This window comes from Aquihabitans sp. G128 (genome assembly GCF_019048865.1).
Classification (GTDB): Bacteria; Actinomycetota; Acidimicrobiia; order Acidimicrobiales; family Iamiaceae; genus Aquihabitans.
Map to the genome: position 1 here is coordinate 3,361,742 of NZ_CP077604.1, position 17,540 is coordinate 3,379,281.

17 protein-coding genes and 1 pseudogene are annotated in these 17,540 nt (G+C 71.6%); 11 read left to right on the forward strand and 7 right to left on the reverse strand.

What is annotated here, in order from left to right; all coding sequences use genetic code 11:
* Positions 1 to 130 precede the first annotated feature (130 nt).
* The 9 genes and pseudogenes from KSP35_RS16105 (at position 131) to KSP35_RS16145 (ending at position 7,791) form a co-directional block, all read left to right on the forward strand.
* Positions 131 to 421: a hypothetical protein gene (locus tag KSP35_RS16105; RefSeq protein ID WP_216996837.1), complete on the forward strand. Its 291-nt coding sequence runs from the start codon at positions 131 to 133 to the stop codon at positions 419 to 421.
* A gap of 98 nt (positions 422 to 519) precedes the next feature.
* Positions 520 to 889 (forward strand): annotated as a pseudogene (locus KSP35_RS16110) (glyoxalase superfamily protein).
* Between the two features lie 100 nt (positions 890 to 989).
* Positions 990 to 1,757: a VOC family protein gene (locus tag KSP35_RS16115; protein WP_216996839.1), complete on the forward strand. Its 768-nt coding sequence runs from the start codon at positions 990 to 992 to the stop codon at positions 1,755 to 1,757.
* Between the two features lie 176 nt (positions 1,758 to 1,933).
* Positions 1,934 to 2,284: a YciI family protein gene (locus KSP35_RS16120; RefSeq protein WP_216996840.1), complete on the forward strand. Its 351-nt coding sequence runs from the start codon at positions 1,934 to 1,936 to the stop codon at positions 2,282 to 2,284.
* Positions 2,285 to 2,289: 5 nt separating this feature from the next.
* Entirely contained in the window at positions 2,290 to 3,513 is a 1,224-nt protein-coding gene (locus tag KSP35_RS16125; protein ID WP_216996841.1) for an RNA polymerase sigma factor, read from the forward strand.
* A 124-nt stretch (positions 3,514 to 3,637) separates the two neighbouring features.
* A complete protein-coding gene (locus KSP35_RS16130) occupies positions 3,638 to 4,351 on the forward strand; it encodes a hypothetical protein (RefSeq protein ID WP_216996842.1) in 714 nt (237 codons plus the stop codon).
* Between the two features lie 209 nt (positions 4,352 to 4,560).
* Positions 4,561 to 5,259, forward strand: a complete 699-nt coding sequence (locus tag KSP35_RS16135) for a hypothetical protein (protein WP_216996843.1) — start codon at positions 4,561 to 4,563, stop codon at positions 5,257 to 5,259.
* Positions 5,260 to 5,376: 117 nt separating this feature from the next.
* Positions 5,377 to 6,096 carry a dienelactone hydrolase family protein gene (locus KSP35_RS16140; RefSeq protein ID WP_216996844.1) on the forward strand — a complete coding sequence of 240 codons (720 nt, stop codon included), beginning with the start codon at positions 5,377 to 5,379 and terminating at the stop codon, positions 6,094 to 6,096.
* Positions 6,097 to 6,264: 168 nt separating this feature from the next.
* Positions 6,265 to 7,791, forward strand: a complete 1,527-nt coding sequence (locus tag KSP35_RS16145) for a hypothetical protein (RefSeq protein WP_216996845.1) — start codon at positions 6,265 to 6,267, stop codon at positions 7,789 to 7,791.
* A 40-nt stretch (positions 7,792 to 7,831) separates the two neighbouring features.
* Here the strand turns inward: KSP35_RS16145 and KSP35_RS16150 are convergent, their stop codons facing one another.
* The 3 genes from KSP35_RS16150 to KSP35_RS16160 form a co-directional block, all read right to left on the reverse strand.
* Complete coding sequence (locus KSP35_RS16150; protein ID WP_216996846.1) at positions 7,832 to 9,784, reverse strand: potassium transporter Kup; 1,953 nt, start codon at positions 9,782 to 9,784, stop codon at positions 7,832 to 7,834.
* 140 nt (positions 9,785 to 9,924) lie between these two features.
* Positions 9,925 to 11,259 (reverse strand): TetR/AcrR family transcriptional regulator, encoded by a 1,335-nt coding sequence (locus tag KSP35_RS16155; RefSeq protein WP_216996847.1) that lies wholly within the window; start codon positions 11,257 to 11,259, stop codon positions 9,925 to 9,927.
* A 146-nt stretch (positions 11,260 to 11,405) separates the two neighbouring features.
* Positions 11,406 to 11,870, reverse strand: a complete 465-nt coding sequence (locus KSP35_RS16160) for a DUF6069 family protein (protein ID WP_216996848.1) — start codon at positions 11,868 to 11,870, stop codon at positions 11,406 to 11,408.
* A gap of 134 nt (positions 11,871 to 12,004) precedes the next feature.
* Here KSP35_RS16160 and KSP35_RS16165 point away from each other — a divergent pair, with 134 nt between their 5' ends.
* A complete protein-coding gene (locus tag KSP35_RS16165; protein WP_216996849.1) occupies positions 12,005 to 12,331 on the forward strand; it encodes a TfoX/Sxy family protein in 327 nt (108 codons plus the stop codon).
* A gap of 51 nt (positions 12,332 to 12,382) precedes the next feature.
* Here KSP35_RS16165 and KSP35_RS16170 read toward each other — a convergent pair whose 3' ends face one another.
* The gene (locus KSP35_RS16170) at positions 12,383 to 13,156 is read right to left on the reverse strand and encodes an enhanced serine sensitivity protein SseB C-terminal domain-containing protein (RefSeq protein ID WP_216996850.1); all 774 of its coding nucleotides are present in this window, start codon (positions 13,154 to 13,156) and stop codon (positions 12,383 to 12,385) included.
* A gap of 122 nt (positions 13,157 to 13,278) precedes the next feature.
* The gene (locus KSP35_RS16175) at positions 13,279 to 14,091 is read right to left on the reverse strand and encodes an RNA methyltransferase (protein WP_216996851.1); all 813 of its coding nucleotides are present in this window, start codon (positions 14,089 to 14,091) and stop codon (positions 13,279 to 13,281) included.
* Between the two features lie 412 nt (positions 14,092 to 14,503).
* Between KSP35_RS16175 and KSP35_RS16180 the strand changes: the two genes are divergently transcribed.
* The gene (locus KSP35_RS16180) at positions 14,504 to 15,319 is read left to right on the forward strand and encodes a hypothetical protein (protein WP_216996852.1); all 816 of its coding nucleotides are present in this window, start codon (positions 14,504 to 14,506) and stop codon (positions 15,317 to 15,319) included.
* Here the strand turns inward: KSP35_RS16180 and KSP35_RS16185 are convergent.
* Positions 15,316 to 15,981: a DUF6308 family protein gene (locus KSP35_RS16185; RefSeq protein WP_216996853.1), complete on the reverse strand. Its 666-nt coding sequence runs from the start codon at positions 15,979 to 15,981 to the stop codon at positions 15,316 to 15,318. The two genes, KSP35_RS16180 and KSP35_RS16185, sit on opposite strands and share 4 nt — an antisense overlap.
* 11 nt (positions 15,982 to 15,992) lie before the next feature.
* Entirely contained in the window at positions 15,993 to 17,435 is a 1,443-nt protein-coding gene (locus KSP35_RS16190; RefSeq protein ID WP_216996854.1) for a hypothetical protein, read from the reverse strand.
* Positions 17,436 to 17,540: the final 105 nt, after the last annotated feature.

A 17,540-nucleotide genomic window follows, 5' to 3' on the forward strand; every position in this document is an offset into this window, starting at 1 on the left:
TTCGGGGGAGACGTCGGAGCCGGCACGCCTGCTTCGACACGGCCGCACGGATCTCCGGAAGCTAGCCAGGCCCACCGGCAGCGGGGGCCGGTCGCCGATGAGTTCCGCCGGTGGGCGGCGTCGAACGAGGATGACCGATCCGCTGGACCTCGCCGGGCGCCCCGTGCCCCCGTGGGCCGAGCGGCGCGTGGTGGTCATCGAGGGCGGGAGCTCGCTGCCCTACGTGCCGTCCGACTGGACCGGGGCGCTGGTGTCGGTGGAGGCCGGCGAGGTCGACCTGGCGTGCACCCACGGCGGGCGGCGCCGGTTCTCCGCCGGCGCCCTGCTGCCCCTGGAGATCCTGCCGCTGGAGGCCATCGAGAACCCCGGCATCGATCCCCTGGTGCTGGTGTCGATCCGGCGGCGGACGCCCACGTCCTGAGGTTCCGTCCCAAACCGGTCAGGGGGTGGCCGGTTTGGCGGCGCACCATGGGCTTCGTCGAGGCACCAGGCCCCGGCCCGCAACCCGAGGAGACCACCATGGACATGAAGCTCGAGCTCGTGAGCCTGCCCGTCAGCGACGTCGATCGGGCCAAGGCCTTCTACGTCGACCAGGTCGGGTTCGTGGCCGACCACGACCACGTCGTCAGCGACGAGCTGCGCTTCATCCAGCTGACCCCGCCCGGCTCGGCCTGCTCCATCACCTTCGGCGTCGGCATCGACCAGCGCGAGCCGGGCGCCGCCCAGGGCCTGCAGCTGGTGATCGCCGACGCCCACGAGGCGCGCGGAGCTGCTGGGCCGGGGCGTCGACGTGAGCGAGGTTGAGGTGCTGCCCTGGGGCGACTTCCTCTACTTCACCGACCCCGACGGCAACGGCTGGGCGCTCCAGGCGATGCCGGCCAAGGCGTGAGCGGGCGACGCCCGGACCGAACCGGATCTTTCGGACAAGCGATGAGTCCCCCCACCCGGAAGCGTCATCATGGCGTCCCCCACCTTCCAAGGAGTCTGCGATGACCACCCGAGATGCTGCACCGGCCGGTGCCCCCACCTGGATCGAGCTGTTCACCGGCGACGCCGCCAAGGCGCGCGCCTTCTACGGCGGCCTGTTCGGCTGGGAGGCCGAGGAGCCCAACGAGGAGTTCGGCGGGTACTTCACCTTCACCAAGGACGGCGTGCCGGTGGCCGGGGGCATGGTCAACGACGGCTCCACCGGCCAGCCCGACACCTGGACGGTGTACTTCGACACCGCCGACGCCCAGGCCACGGCCGACACCGCCGTCGCCGCCGGCGCCACGCTGATCGACGGGCCCGTCGAGATGATGGACCTCGGCACCGGGACCTACCTCACCGACCCCACCGGCGTGAACGTCGCCACCTGGCAGCCCGGCACCCACACCGGCCTGGGTGCGGTGGCCGAGCCGGGCGCGCCGAGCTGGTTCGAGCTCCTCTCGCGGGACTACGACACCGCCGTCGCCTTCTACTCGAAGGTCTTCTCGCTCGACGTCAACGTCGCCAGCGACACGCCGGAGTTCCGCTACAGCACCCTGAAGTCGGGCGGCGACGAGGTCGTCGGGATCATGGACGGCTCCGCCTTCCTGCCCGAGGGCGCCCCGGCCCGCTGGGCGGTCTACATCCAGGTCGAGGACGCCGAGGCCACCGCGGCCAAGGCCGTCGAGCTGGGCGGCGCGGTCGTCCAGGGCCCGGACGACACGCCCTACGGTAAGCTCGTGGTCCTGACCGACCCCACCGGGGTCGAGGTCAAGCTCCAGCAGCCCTGAGCCGGGCCACCGCCCCGCCGCCTCCGCCACCGAGCCCTCCCTCCGGGGAGGGCTCGGGCGCGCAGGGGGGAAGATCTCGGGAAGAAGTTCTGCCAGGGTGTCGATCCGGCTCGAGGCCGTTCGTCGCCATGGTGAGCGACCGGCACCGGGCCGGCGCCGACCAAGAGGAGCACCACATGACCCAGTACCTGCTTTCCGTCCACGGCACCGACGAGAGCCCCTACGCCTCCGACGAGGAGATGCAGGCGGCGTTCGCCGCCGTGGGCCAGTTCAACGAGGACCTCCAGGCCAAGGGGGCGTGGGTGTTCGCCTGCGGCCTCATGCCGGCCGACACCGCCACCGTCGTCCGGGCCCACGAGGGCACCGACGTGGTCACCACCGACGGCCCGTTCCTCGAGTCGAAGGAGCACCTCGGCGGCTTCTGGGTGATCGAGGCCGCCGACCTGGACGAGGCCCTCGCCTGGGCGACCCAGGGCTCCATCGCCTGCAAGGGCGCCGTCGAGGTCCGGCCCATGCAGGGCGAGTAGGCCGCGTGGCCGGGTTCGACCCCACGGCGATCGCTCGCACCTTCCGGGAGGAGTCCGGGCGGTGCGTGGCCACCCTGGTCCGCGCCTTCGGCGACATCGACGTCGCCGAGGAAGCGGTCCAGGAGGCGTTCCTGATCGCCACCCAGCGGTGGCCCACCGACGGGCTCCCGCCGAACCCCGGCGCCTGGATCACCACGACGGCCCGCAACCGGGCCATCGACCGGCTGCGCCGGGAGGGGACCCGGGACGACCGCCAGGCCCAGGCCGTGCGAGAAGCCGACCACGATGACGAACCACCCGAACCGGTGGGCCCGGTGAGCGACGACCGGCTCCGCCTCATCTTCACCTGCTGCCACCCGGCACTGGCCCCGGCCACCCAGGTGGCGCTCACCCTGCGCCTCCTCGGCGGCCTCGAGACCGAGGAGATCGCCCGGGCCTTCCTGGTGCCCGAAGCCACCATGGCCCAGCGCCTGGTGCGGGCCAAGCGCAAGATCCGTGCCGCCAACATCCCCTACCGCGTGCCCGGCGACGCCGAGCTGCCCGATCGCCTCCGACCGGTGCTCTCGGTGGTCTACCTGGTGTTCAACGAGGGCTACACGGCGTCGGCCGGCGACGACCTCGTCCGGGAGGACCTGTGCGTGGAGGCCATCCGCCTCGCCCGCCTGCTCGTGGAGCTCATGCCCGACGAGCCCGAGGTCCACGGCCTGCTGGCCCTGCTGCTGCTGATCGACTCCCGCCGGGCAGCCCGCACCGCGCCCGACGGCTCGATCGTGCTGCTGCCCGACCAGGACCGGTCGCGGTGGGACGCCGACCTGGTGGCCGAGGGCCAGGCCATCGTGCGGGCCTGCCTGCGCCGCGGCCTGCCCGGGCCGTACCAGGTGCAGGCCGCCATCAACGCCGTGCACAGCGACGCCCCCACCGCCGCCGACACCGACTGGGGCCAGGTCCTGGCCCTCTACGACCAGCTCCTCGTCTTCACCCCCACGCCGGTGGTGGCGCTGAACCGGGCCATCGCCGTGGCCGAGGTGCACGGTCCGGAGGCGGCGCTCGCCGAGGTCGACCGGCTCGACCTCGCCAGCTACCACCGCTTCCACGCCACCCGGGCCGAGCTGCTGGCCCGCCTGGATCGTGCGGCCGAAGCCGCGGCCGCCTTCGCCACCGCGGCCGACCTGGCCTCCAACGCCGCCGAGCGCCGGTTCCTCCTCGCCCGCCAGGCTGCCGTCGCCTGAGCCGCAAGCGCCCAGGCGCCGGCGCGGAGAAAACCTCCGGCAGATCCCTAAGGGCGGTGGCGGTCGGGGGTCAGGAGGGGCAACGAGGCCGATCCCCGGCCCCACCGCCACAGGGAGCACCGCCATGAACACCACCGCCACCTCGACCACCACCACCGTCCGCCGGGCTCGCACCGGACGCCTCGCCGTCGCCGGCCTGGCCTTCGCCGCTGCCAGCCTCATGGTCGGCTGCTCGACCTCGGGCCGCCCGAGCGACACCGCCAAGGGCCCCACCACCAAGGCCATCGCCGCCAAGACCACCGCCGGCACCGACGCCGCCGACGCCATCCTGACCACCGGGACCAACGCTCCCGACGGGGTGGCCGAGGAGCCGGTGGCCAAGGCGCCGGTCGTCGAGGCGCCCGCCCCGGAGGCTCCGGCCCCGACTCCGGCTCCGGCCCCGACGCCGGCTCCGAGCCCGGCGCCCGCCCCCACGCCCGCCCCGGCACCGGCTCCCCACGCCCCGGCGCCCCACGCCCCGAAGCCGGTGATCTACAGCTTCGACACGCCGGAGAACATCGACTGCCACAACGGCGACTTCCAGATGTTCAGCGCCAGCTGGACCACCCAGAACGCCACCAAGACCACCATCTCCATCGACGGCCCTGGGCTGTACAAGACCTACGGCCCGAACGACTCCGACTCGCTGCCGTTCAACTGCTCGACGCCGCACACCTTCCTGCTCACCGCCTACGGGCCCGGTGGCAAGGTCTCGAAGTCGATCACCCTGCAGCCCCGCAACGTGCAGCAGCCGCCCACCGACGACACCGACGCCGACCCTGCCCAGGGCGACCTCTGAAGCCGCGGCCGGCACCGCCGGCCCCCGATCGAGCACGGCCCAGGCCCTCCCCGACCCCGGAGGAGCGCCTGGGCCGCCTCGCGCGGAGCTGGAGGTCCGTGCCAACTGTGTGACGCACGTCACCTGAAGGGTTCGCTAAGGGGTCCGTGCTTCGGTGGTCAGGACTCCCATCGCCGGGGCACCCCGGTCCACCCCAAGGAGCAGATCCCATGCAGACCGACCCCACCACCGCCACCACCTCCACCTCCCGCCCGATCGCCCGAGGCCGCTGGGCCCGTCGGGCCACCGTCGCCGGCATCGCCCTCGCTGCCGCCAGCCTCCTCGTGGGCTGCTCGGGCTCGGGCTCCAAGGACGACAAGGCTGCCGACGCCACCACGTCGACCGCCACGGCCGACAGCTCCACCACCGTGGCCGACGGCTCGACCACCGTGGCGCCCGACACCGGCGACCAGGGCTCGAACGGCAGCAACGGCAGCACCGGCTCGAACGCCGGGACCGACAGCGGTTCCAACGGCTCGAACACCGGGTCGAACGGGTCGAACAGCGGCAGCACGAACAACGGTCCCAAGCCGGTGATCTACAGCTTCGACACGCCGGAGAACATCGACTGCCACAACGGCAACCTGCAGGACTTCAGCGCCAGCTGGACCACGCAGAACGCCACCAAGACCACCATCTCCATCGACGGCCCCGGCGTCTACAAGACCTACGGCCCGAACGACTCCGACTCGCTGCCGTTCAACTGCTCCAGCTCGCACACCTTCCTGCTCACCGCCTACGGCCCGGGCGGGACCACCACCAAGAGCATCACCCTGCAGCCCCGCAACGTGCAGCAGCCGTCCACCGACGACACCGACGAGGACCCGGCCGACAGCGCCACGACCACCTCCACCACCGTGGCCCCCTGACCCCAGGCGCCACCCGATCGGCCCGGGCCCACCCAGCGGGAGGGTGGCCCGGGCCTCGTCGCGCCCGGCCCCGGGCCGCGGCCGCGACCGACGGGATCGCGGTGCCAGACTCGGCCCGTGATCGAACGCGAGCTGACCGTGACCACCCCCGAGGGCGAGCTCCCCACCTTCGTCTTCCACCCCGAGCACGGCGGTCCGCACCCCGTCGTCCTGTACCTGATGGACGCGCCCGGGATCCGGCCGGCCCTGCGGGACATGGCCTCCCGCCTGGCCACCGCCGGCTACTACGTGGTGCTCCCGTACCTGTACTACCGGGGCGGCCCCTACCGGGAGTTCGGCCAGAGCGACGAGGACATGCACGCTCGCCAGGACCTGATGGGCAGCATCACGCCCACCAACATCGTCAGCGACGCCGAGGCGCTGCTCGCCGCGGTGGCCGACGACTCCGCCGCCAGCGACGGCCCGGCCGGCGCCGTCGGGTTCTGCATGAGCGGCGGCCTCGCCATCTCGGTGGCCCGGGCCTTCCCGGAGCGGGTCAAGGCGGCGGCGTCCATCCACGGCGCCTGGCTGGTGCGCGACACCGACGACTCGCCCCACCTGCACCTGGACCGCTTGCAGGCCGAGGTCCACCTGGCGTGGTGCGACCCCGACCCCACGGCGCCGCCGGAGGACCGCGAGGTGTTCGTGGCGGCGGCCGATGCCGCCGGGCTGACGTACTCGCTCGACGTCGAGACGGCGGCCCAGCACGGCTTCGCGCCGGCCGGTCCCCGCCACGACCACGATGCCGCCGAGCGCTCGTGGGAGCGCGTGCACGCCCTGCTCCGCCGCACGCTCTGACGTCGCCCGCCCCGGCAGGGCCGGGGTACCCTCACGCCGAACTCCGGTGCGGGAAGCCCAACAGAAGGACGGTCAGCGGGATGACCTCAGTGATCAAGCACGGCCTGCGCGGGCGCGGGCTCGTTCGGCAGCTACCACCCCGAGGGGTGGAGCCCGAAGCTCCGCGTGGTGCTGGCGGGGCCGTCGCCGGCCGGCGCCGAGCTGGTGTGGACCGTGGCCAGGCCCGACGGCAGCGCCTGGTTCGAGCACCGGGTCGACGCCCCGGAGCTCGACGACGGCACCGCCACCACGATCGACCTCCAGCGCTGGGAGGACGGCACCGACATCGACGATGCCGGCACGGTGGCGTTCACCTTGCGGCTGGTCTCGGAGCTCGACGGCATCGACGAGCTGCTGCACGACGGTTCGCTCACCGTGGTGGCCCTCGAGGGCGAGCACCGCTACGCGGTCGACCACGACTGGCTGCTGCCGGTGGGCCTGGTGGGCCTCGACACCGTCGACGAGCACGACGGCCCCAAGCTGCGGGTGACCGCGTTCCTCAAGGGCGAGTTCGACAGCTACCAGGTGGAGGCCTACGCCTTCCGCGACGGGACCCGCTTCGCCCAGGCCTCCTCGGTCGACAGCCGGCACACGTTCAGCGCCAACGACGGCACGGTGGTGGGCCAGGAGCTGGTGGCGGAGTTCGACGACGTCCGGGGCTGGAACAACCTGACCGACCAGGGCTGGGGCGCGGGCTGGCACCTGCTCGACGCGGCCGACGGGAGCTACGAGGTGAAGTTCACCCGCGACAAGAAGGTCGCTCGCGTGGTGCCGTTCGAGGTGGCCGACGGGCGGATCGTGCCCCCCGGGGCCATCGAGGTCGACCCGTGGGTCGGCCCGACGCTCATCGTCGACGCCGTGGTGCAGGGCGACCTCGACGGCGCCACCGACGGCGAGGGGGCGGCGTTCTACGGCGACCTGGCCAACGCCGCGGCGTGGGTCGACATCGATGCTGTCTACGCGCAGCGCACGGCGACCACCGGTGGCGGTGAGGACGCCGGCGCCGCCGGTGGCCAGCTCGACGACGAGGCGACCGAGGCGCTGCAGCGCTTCTTCGATCGGGCCGAGCGGCTGGTCAACACCTGGGCCGCCGACCTCGAGGGCGGCTCGCCGCCGTGGGAGCTGGGCGACGTGCTGCAGGCCGAGGCGCTCGAGCGCGAGCTGCCCGACTACCAGGTGCTGCGCGACGCCGTCCGCTCGGTTCCCGACGACCACCCCTTGGAGCTCAACGGGGAGGCCACCACCATCGGTGCCCTGGACGCCCGGGTGGTGCGGATGGGCGAGCTGGCCATCGCTCGCATCGGCGGTTCGGCCCAGGAGGCCGAGGATGCCCTCGCTCCGTACAGGGAGCTGCTGGCGAACGACAAGCTGGCCGTCTTCGAGGACCACCCGGCGCCCGACTTCCTCTACTACACGACCGACCGGCGGGTCATCGAGAGCCCCGAGGAGCTCTACGAGGCCGACGAGTGGTACTTCGAAGGCACCACCGAGACCCGCGGCACCGGCACCGTCGACGGCACCTCGGTCGACGTCGTGGTCGAGGGCTGGCGCGTCCTCGGCTGGGTCTTCGACGCCGACGGCAACACCGTCGACGAGTTCGAGACCCAGGGCCAGGGCACCTCCGCCCCCAAGTCCGCCTTCCAGCCCCGCTCGTAGGCACCGCTCGTTCCCGGCGGCCGGACGGTCCGGCCCGGCGTCACAGCTCGAGGCGCTGGCCGATCTCGACCACCCGGTCATCCGGCAGGTGGTAGTGGGCGGCGACGTCGGACGCGTTGCGGGCCAGGACTGCGAACAGGTGCTCGCGCCAGCGGGCCATGCCCGGGCGGTCGGTCGAGCGGATGGTCTCGCGGCCGAGGAAGTAGTCGGTCCGGGCCGGCTCGATGCGCAGGTGGGACTCGAGGTCGGTGGCCACCTGGACCTCCTCCATGAAGCCGTAGCGCAGCGTCACCTGGCGCACGCCGCCGCCCACGTCGGTGACCGACTCGCGCTGCGAAGCCGGGACCATGGGGGAGCTGGCCGTCTCCACCGCCACCACGTAGACGTCGCGGTGCAGCGCCCCGCTGGAGCGCACGTGGGCGAGCAGCGCCGGTGGGGTGGAGCCGGGGTCGGAGTACAGGAACACCGCGGTGCCGTCGACCCGCACCACCGACTTCGACCGGCCCCGGGCCAGGCCGGCCACGAAGGTCTCGAGCGGGGTGCCGGAGCGGAGGCGCTCGTGCACCAGCCGGCGGCCCGTCTTCCAGGTCGTGAGCACGGTGAGCACCACCACCCCGACCACCAGCGGGAACCAGCCGCCGTCGGGGATCTTGAAGAGGTTGGCGGCCAGGAAGGCGCCCTCGACCACCAGGATCAGGCCGGCGGCGGTCCAGACCAGCACCCGGTTCCAGCCGAAGTGCCGCTCGGCGTAGACGGCGAAGAGGATGGTGGTGATGAACATGGTCCCGGTGACCGACAGGCCGAAGGCGGCGGCCAGCCGGGCCGACGAGCCGAACCCGACGATCAGGCCGATGCACGCCACCATCAACAGCCAGTTGATGCCGGGCACGTAGATCTGGCCCTGGGCCTTCGACGACGTGTTGACGATGCGCACGCGCGGCGCGTACCCGAGCTGCACCGCCTGCACGGTGATCGAGAACACGCCGGAGATGAGCGCCTGCGAGGCGATGACCGTGGCGAGGGTGGCCAGCACCACCAACGGGATGCGCAAGCCCTCCGGAGCGAGCAGGAAGAACGGGCTCTCGATGGCGTGCGGGTCCCGGAGCAGGAGGGCGCCGATGCCGAGGTACACGAGCACGAGCGACGGCAGGACCATCGAGAACCAGCTCACCTTGATGGGGCGGCGCCCGAAGTGGCCCATGTCGGCGTACAGCGCCTCGCCGCCGGTGACCACCAGGAACAGCGAGCCCATGGAGAGGAAGCCCTTGGTGGTGTTGGTGGTGAAGTAGCGCACCCCGTGGACGGGGTTGAAGGCCTGGAGGATCTCCGGGTTGCGCAGCATGCTGGCCGTCCCGAGCACGGCCATGGTGCCGAACCACAGCACCATCACCGGGCCGAACACCTTGCCCACGAGGCCGGTGCCGAAGCGCTGGATGGCGAAGAGCCCCACGATGATGGCGATGGCCGCCGGCAGGACCCACGACTCCAGGTCGGGCTGCACCACCTTCACGCCCTCGACGGCGCTGAGCACGCTGATGGCGGGCGTGATCATGCCGTCGCCGAAGAGCAGCGCGGTGCCGAACAGGCCGAGCAGCACGAGGGCCCCGGTTCGGGCGACCGGGGCGCGGCGGTCGGTGGAGCCGGCGGGGGAGACCAGGGCGGTCAGGGCGAGGATGCCGCCCTCGCCGTGGTTGTCGGCCCGCATGACGAGCAGCACGTACTTCACGGCGATGATGACCACGAGGGTCCAGAGGGCGATGGAGATGGCACCGAGGACGTTGACCTCGTCGACGGCCAGCCGGTGGTGGTGGCTCTCGAAGGTCTCGCGGATGGCATAGAGCGGGCTGGTGCCCAGGTCGCCGAACACCACCCCCAGCGCACCGACGGCCAGCGCCACGATGCTCCCCTGGGAGGCGTGCCCGTGGCCGCCGTGGTCGGCCCCGTGGCCGGCGAGGGCCGTGGGCGGGTCGATGGCGTCGCTCACGTCGCTCACGGCGTGGTCATCCTCGGCTCGTCGTCGGAAGCGGCGCAGTCTCGCACAGCCCCTGACGCCGCCCTGTCGCGCCCGTGCCGTCCGTGGGCCCGGGCCCGCCGGTCGCTCGAACGTTCGTCAGTCGGCGCGTGCGTCCACGCCTACGCCGAGGCGCTGCCGTGCGCCGGACCGGCCTCCCAGGGCTCGGCGCAGACCTGGGTCAGGGCGTCGAGGGCGGCGGCCATCGTCGCGACGTCGCCGTCGAGGTAGCGGCAGCGGCGGGCCACGAGGCTGCGGTGCGTGGCGCAGACCCGCCAACCGCCGAGGCCGGCGCCGATGACGAGGTCGGCGTAGTCGGCGATGGCGACCTCGGGGACCAGGCGGCGCCCGGACGCCTGCAGGACGGCGGCGGCCCGCATCTGGTTGTCGTCGGACCAGCGCTGGATGAGCTCGGCGTGGCGACCCGCGGCGTCGGGGGTGTCGAGCACGTCCATGAGGGCCAGCTGCACGAGCGGCTCCTGCAGCTCGTCGAGGTCCATCAGCCGCTCGTTCACCCGGACCAGGACTGCCGCCACCTCGCTCGGGTCGGTCACCGTCGACTCGGTGAACGCCGTCATGGCCGCGAGGTCGGTGACCATGCCGAGCCGGCGCAGGCTCTCGGCGAACAGGTCGGCGTTGAAGTCGGCGGCGCTCGGCCAGATGTCGAACACGCCCCGGCTGGTGAGGCTCAGGTCCCGGGACAGGCGATCGACGTTGACCACGCGCCGCTCGGTGGTGACCGATGCGGGCAGCGCGCCGGCTCGGATGGCGGCATCCATTCGTTCGAGGAGGCGGCTCGCCCCCTCGGGGCGCGGCTCGGAGCCGCCAGGTCCGGATGGGGCGAGGGGCTCGTCCGCCGCGACGGCGTGGGTGGCGAAGTAGGCGGTGAGCGCTCGCGCGGTGTCGGCCACCAGGGTGGCGAAGGCCTCGTCGAACGGGCCGGGGGAGCCGCCGACCCGCGACCCCCGCTCGAGGAGGGTGCCGTCGACGAGGGCGGTCACCATGGCGGCGAGGGCGGTCCACGGCACGTCGGCCGCCGGTCGACCTCCCCGCAGCCGCTCGGCGAGCCAGCCGATCCCGCGGGCCTCCCACGCCGCGAGGCCGGCGTGGGTCGGAGCGTCGATCGGTTCGGCCGCGACGACGGCTCGCGAGGTGGCGCCGTCGGCTGCGTCGGGGTGCTGGAGGGCCCGGCGCAGGGCGGCGAAGACGTCGGGATCGTCGTCGGCCCGGACCCGGGCCTGCCACCCCCGATCGCTCGTCGCCCGGTGGAGCGCCAGGTCCTCCGCCAGCGCGGAGGTGGTCTCCCAGTACCGGTAGAACTGCGAGCGAGACGCGCCGATCGCCTGGGCGCTCGCCGCCACGGTCAGCCCCGGCCGGTTGGCGATGCGCCGCTCCCGGGCGAAGAGCTCGTAGGCCGCCGCGACACGATCCGCATGGGTCGCTCGATCTCCGGCCATGGCGTTGCGACCCCCGCTGGTCGACGAGCACTGGAAGGGCTGACGCTAGACCCGCGCCCCCCCATACGCGAAGTTGTTGCACTTCTGCACGCACGGCGTGCAGAAGTGCAACGACTTCCCGCTCGGCGGGCGAGCAGCTCGGTGGGTCAGTGGCGGGCGGCGAGGCTGCGGGCCACGACGGGGATGACGATGGCGGCGCCCAGGACGTGGGTGCCGTAGAGCACGACGTGGGTGGCGAGGCTGGCGTGGCCGGTGGTGGCCGGCCCGGCGAACGACACGGCGGTCAGCACGACGGTGGTGATGGTCCAGGTGCGGCTCGGGTTCTTGGCCCACCGCACGATGGCGGCGGCGATCAGCAGGCCGATGACGGTGAACATCAGCGTGCCGCTGAAGAAGCCGGCGGTGGGGATGACCTTGCCGGCGGCGTCGTTGCGGGGGCCGGCGACCATCGGGATGTCGACGGCCTTGGCGCCGGCCACGAGGGCGGTGGTGGCGCAGGCGGCCACCAGGCCGGAGAGGCCGAGCACCAGCCAGAACGGCCGGGCCGTTGCCTCGGTGGTCGAGCTCGTCGCATCGGTGGTGGTCGAGGTGGAGGGGAAGGTGGTGGTCATCGCAGGCTCCTTGCCGGTTCGCAGCGGCCGATCCGCTTGCTGCCCCAACTGACGCCGGCCCGCCCCCGAACTCATCGCGCCCGCTTCGTCCTTTTCGCTCGGCCGTCCGTCGGGGCCTCGTAGCGTTAGCGGCCATGGCGTACGACGAGGTGCTCGCGGAGCGCATCCGGGACCTGCTGGCGGCGGAGGCCGAGGTCACCGAGAAGCGCATGTTCGGCGGCCTGGCCTTCCTGCTCGAGGGCCACATGGCGTTGGCGGTGAGCGGCCAGGGCGGGCTCATGGTCCGGGTGGAGCCCGACGACACCGAGCGCCTCCTCGCCACCACCAAGGCCGAGCCCATGGTCATGCGCGGCCGCGACGTGAAGGGCTGGGTGCGGGTGGCGCCCGAGCACGTGAAGACCAAGCGCCAGCTGGTGCCGTGGGTGGAGCGCGGCCTCGCCCGGGCCCGCAGCACCGACTGAGCCGGCCTTCGAGCCGGCCGGTCGAAGCCGACCGGCCCCGTCGCTCACCGGTCAGGACCGCCGGAACCAACGGCGCTTCGGGGGCTCGGGGAGGTCGGCTTGGGCAGCGAGCCGGTAGAAGGACGGGATGTTCGCCAGCAGGTGGTCCCGGGTCCCGGGTGCCACCACCATCACGTCGAGTGTCTCGCCCTCGGTGAGCTCGCCGATCTGGAGTGAGCCGAACCCCGCCATCGCTGCGTCTCGGTCCCCGGCCAGCAGGACCATGAGGAAGCCGGTGTGCCCGTCCGGGTGGGCGATCCAGCCGAGGTGGGCAGCCTCGACGGTCGGCCGCTGGACCAGGAACCGGGCGAGGACCTCGGGCAGTGCCGGAGGCGTGTGGACGGGCACGCCGACGAGGACCTGGCGCTCGGCCTGGAGCACCTGGCGGTCGAGCCCCGGCTCGGCGCCGCGCCCGAGCGCCGCCACCTCCGACGGGAGGAAGACCTTGCCGTACGGCGCATCGGGGTTCAGCACAAGGCGCGCCCCCTTCGTCAACTCGAACAGCGCCCGGCACGGCAGTCGCAGGAACCGTGGGTCGGTGCCCGGCCGGGCGGCGACGGTCAGCTCGACGGTCGCTTCGGAGGAGAAGAACGCCGTGAAGCTGCCGTCGGCATCGGTGAAGCTCAGGAGGTTGGCCATCGCGCCCGCTTGCGCCACCCCATCCACTGGCGGCTGGTCCATCGTCCCCAGCACGAACACGTCGCTCGCCAGCAGCAGCTGGGAGAACGCTGGTCGCTCCGCAGGGTCACGTGCCGCGGCGACCAGCCTCCGCTCGAGTTCGTTCACTGCCTCGAATCCGCTCAGGCCGTCGACGCTACCCGCAGACCCTGAGCGGTGACCGTGAGGTCGAAGTCGCGCCCGGCCACCGGTGGTGGGCCCGGACCGGGCTGGTCACCGCCCATGGTCGCTCAGAGCCGTGCTTCGTAGAGCGTGGCGAGGACGATGGCGGCAGCGGTGGCCACGTTGACCGAGTCGGTGCCGGGGGTCATGGGGATGCGGACCCGGTGCTCGGCCGACGCCATCGCCTCGCCGCTCAGGCCCGGCCCCTCGGCCCCGACCACCACGGCGACCCGCTCGGGCAGGTCCGGGATGATCGACGCGAGCGGAGCCGCATCGCGAGCGGGGGTGAGCGCGAGGACTACCACGCCCTCCCGGCGGAGGTCCTCGAGGATGCTCGGCCACGCCTCGATCGAGGCGCGAGCGTACGGGACCCGGAGCACGTGTCCGAGCGACACCCGGGTCGACCGCCGGTAGAGCGGATCGGCGGTCGTCGGGTCGAGCAGCACGGCGTCGACCCCGAAGGCCGACGCGTTCCGGAACAGCCCACCCAGGTTCTCGTAGTCGTTCACGCCCTCGAGGACGAGGATGCGCCGAGCGCCGGCGAGGACCGCACCCGCGTCAAGAGCGTCGAGACGTTCGCCTACACCCAGCACCCCGCGGTGGAAGTGGACCCCCGTGACGTGCTCGAGCGCCGACTCCGCCACGGCGTACACCGGCACGAGCGGCCCCACGATCGACTGTGCTCGCGCCGCGTGCTTGGTGGCAACGAGCGCCGACCGCACCGGATACGGCGACTCGGCCAGCGCCTCGAGCGACAACCACCCCTCGACGGTGAAGATCCCCGCCTCCCGCTCGACCCGCGCCCGAACGTTCGGCTCCCGCAGGTGCCAGTAGTCCGCCAACCGAGGATCGTCCAGGTCCTCCACCACCACCAGCGCCATGCCGCGAGCCTGGCACCTCACCGCGACGGCGAGCGATCGTCATCGCCGTCCTGGCAGAGCCGTCGCCAAGATCCCAGTCTGCCGGCGTCCCGGCTCAGCGACCTCCACCGGGCACCCTGCGGCCAGACAGCGGCGTGAGCGGCCGCCCTCAGGCGGGCCCTCCGTCCTGAACGACGAAGGTCCAGGCGTCCTGAACGACCTAGGCCCAGGCCGCCCGGAAACCGGGGCTGACCTGGGCCTTTCGTGCTGGAACGGGTGAGGAGAATCGAACTCCCGTATTCAGCTTGGGAAACGCCCGAACGGCCTCCGAGAGTGAGTTGTCACAGCGATGTCTGCAGGTCAGAGCCGGTAGTTGTGCCGTCCAGTACTAGCCCGTACCGCCAGTCCCGCAGCGGGGCCTACGCTCCCCGGCATGGAGTTGATCTCGGAGGAAGAACTCCGTGTGCTGAGCTACGTCGACACCATCAACCGTGGGGGTCATTCGCCGATTGCCACACTCGTAGCAGAGTTCGAGCGGGGACGAATCGAGGCGAGGTACGGTTTTCCCGACGGGTCGCCGCTCGTCACTATGGCGAAGATGCTTCAGGTGGCGATGGCCGGCATCCATGGCCCTCGAACCCTGACCGAAGCAGCGGAATCGACCATCGACTACCTGATCCGAATCGGCGCGCTGGAGGACCCTGGAGCCCTCAGGGTCACCTCGCTTGGTCGAGCCTTGCTGGTCGGGCTCGAGGCGGTGGACGAAGGTTCTGTCGTGGAGGTGGTGGCATCCAACGACCCCCACGCCCTAGTGAAGGTCATGGGCCATATCGGCTCTGCGGGCCTAGGGGCGATGTTGGCCGACCCCTACGTGGGCCTGGAACAAGCACTGAGGCTGCTGACGTCCACGGGGGTTGACCGTGTGCTCGTCGGTGGCGGGGACGCTCGCGCCAAGGCCAACGCCGAGATGAGGGCAGCGTTAGATGTGGCGCCCATTGGGCGTGTATTCGAGGTGCGAGTCGCAGGTAGGGAACTCCACGACCGCTGCCTGGTCCCGCGATCAGGACCGGTGACCATGATCGGCGGGTCCCTCAACACGTTCGGCAAACGATCCGTAGTGCTAACGACCGTCGAGGATCGTGAGGGTGCGGTGCGTCGCACCTACGAGGATCTTTGGTCCAAGGCCGAGACTTTGGTGAAGTGCACGCCGCCCGACGAAGTGGAGCTAGACGACGCGGCAACCGCCTAGAGAGGGACCTCTGTGTCTGATAGCGGAACGGCATGGTCACTCGAGTCCTCGGTATCCGAAGCCCCAGCAAGAGGATGTGTGGATTCGATGGAGAGCCAGACGGATACGTCGAGCAGACGCAGGTCGGTGACGTAGGGAGGAACTGCTGATCCCGCACGGGCGCGCAGCGAATCGACGGCGGGGCCGAGAGCTGGCGTGCTCCATGCCGCCACCATCGGAGCCCACCATTCCGAGACCTTCCGGGCGTCGAGGGCCTCCTCGACGAAGGAGTCCCGAATCGGCACGAGCCCAGGGCGCTTCACCGCCAAGAGCTTCGAGGCCCTGGTGGGGCCGATCGACTTCATGGAGCGGAGAAGGCCGTAGAGCTCGGCCGCAGCTCCATCCGATGCGAGGGCATCCGCCGACTGGTCGTCGCGAATGCTCACGACGCTGGGAATCGCCTGGAGCAGGCCGGTACACCTCTTTGCCTCTCGGTCGAGGAGGTCGGCGCCAGTGTGCGGTTCGATCTCGGCCGACAGCAGCGCGCAGGCATAGAGGTCCCCGGCGGTGAAGCGATCTGGAGGACCCTCCATCGCGACGCGGTCGAATCCGCGACCCGAGTAGGTGGTGAAGTACGACTCCAGCCCGCTGACGGGCGCTGCGTCAGCGATCTCGCAGAGCACCTGAGCCCAGGTCATGGCTCGGTGTCCGCTGCCGGGGCTTCGGGTGCGGGTGCCACGGCATGGTCGGGGGCTGCCGACGGTGCCGGTATGGGGCGGGGCGTGTACGTCGCACCGTCCTGGGAAGAGGCCGCCGTCGACACGAGGCTGTGGTTGACACCTTGCTCCTGGGCTTCTGCATCTACCTGCTCCGGGACGGGCCGGAGCTTCGGGGCGCTGGGCGCCCAGGGCCGGAGGTTCTGGGCGGTGCTCTCGTAGAAGGACTCGAGGATGCCGAGGACCGATCCGATGAAGGTGCCCCGGCCCTTGCCCCGCTTGGCTCCCATCGGGGCGGCCAGGACGAGGCGGAAGGCTCGCAGCTCCTTTGAGGGGTCGGGGACGAGGAGGGCCGGGTTCTCCCGGACGTCTTTGAGCAGCTCCGAGGAGGCGACCGAGCGGCCGTTCACGACGTAGGTGTCGATGCGGAGGTTGTCGGGTGCGTCCTTGAGCTGGCGGACGAGCCAGTTCACCCGGGTGGTAGCTCGACCTTCCTTGGGAGCATCGATGGTGAGGGAGCAGGTGACCTTTTGCGCCCGGATGTCGGCGCCGAGCGTCAGCGGAGCAACGGAGCCGATGATCTTGATCTCTCGCTCGAGCAGGCCGTTCTGCGCCAGGCCGCCAACAAGGGATTGGTTGGCGAGGAGCGGGTCGGCCTGCTCTTTGCGGCTCAGCGCCGGCTGGACCTCGACGCCGAGCTTCTGGCCGTGCGTGAGGCAAGCGAAACGGACGAGCTGGTCCCAACGCGAGGCGACGCGAGGCGCGCCCTTGTCGGTCGGGCGGAACGTGCCGGCTTCGATGGCGTTCCGGACGGTGACCCAGTCCTCGCCCATGTCCTCGAATCCCATAGCTCCGGAACGAGGGTGTTCCAGGTAGCGGATGAGCTCACCGAGGATCCAGGCCTGGTCTGGATCAGCGACGCCACGATGCACCTTCTGCATGACCGCAGCGGTCTGCACCTCGGTCCACGAGAGGTGGTGGATCGCCACCTTGCGGAGCTTGCGCTTGTCGATGGTCGTTGGGTGGACGCCCGGCGTCGGGGCCAGCTCGTTCGAGATTGTCAGGAGCGCGTCGAAACCCTCGGCTCGGGCCACGTCCAGGTAGTCCTCGAGCTGGGGCCCGGCGAGGTCGTTCGACTGGGTCTTGACCTCCACCAGGGCGACCCACGTCTTCGACCCCCGGGACACGCGGATCAAGCCGTCGGGGAACACCTTCCGCTCCCCGAGGTCGAACGGAACCTCGATGAAGGTCTCGACGGTGCCCGATGGCGCCCCCATCGACTTCGTGATGGCGGCGCCGAACTCACGCACCGCGCTCATCACGGCGAGCAGGGCCGATGTCGCCCTCCGCTCTTGCTCCTCGGCCCCGTTGATCCCAGAAGTTGGGATCAGTCGCGCCGCGTGCCAGGTCTCTTCAGCCATGTGGCCCCCTCCGCTCGTGGACAACCGTACGCCTACAAGTCGCACAGCTTGGGGGACCAGGCCGACAGAGGTGGGGCCGAGGTAGCGGTACGGGCGAACCAGTAG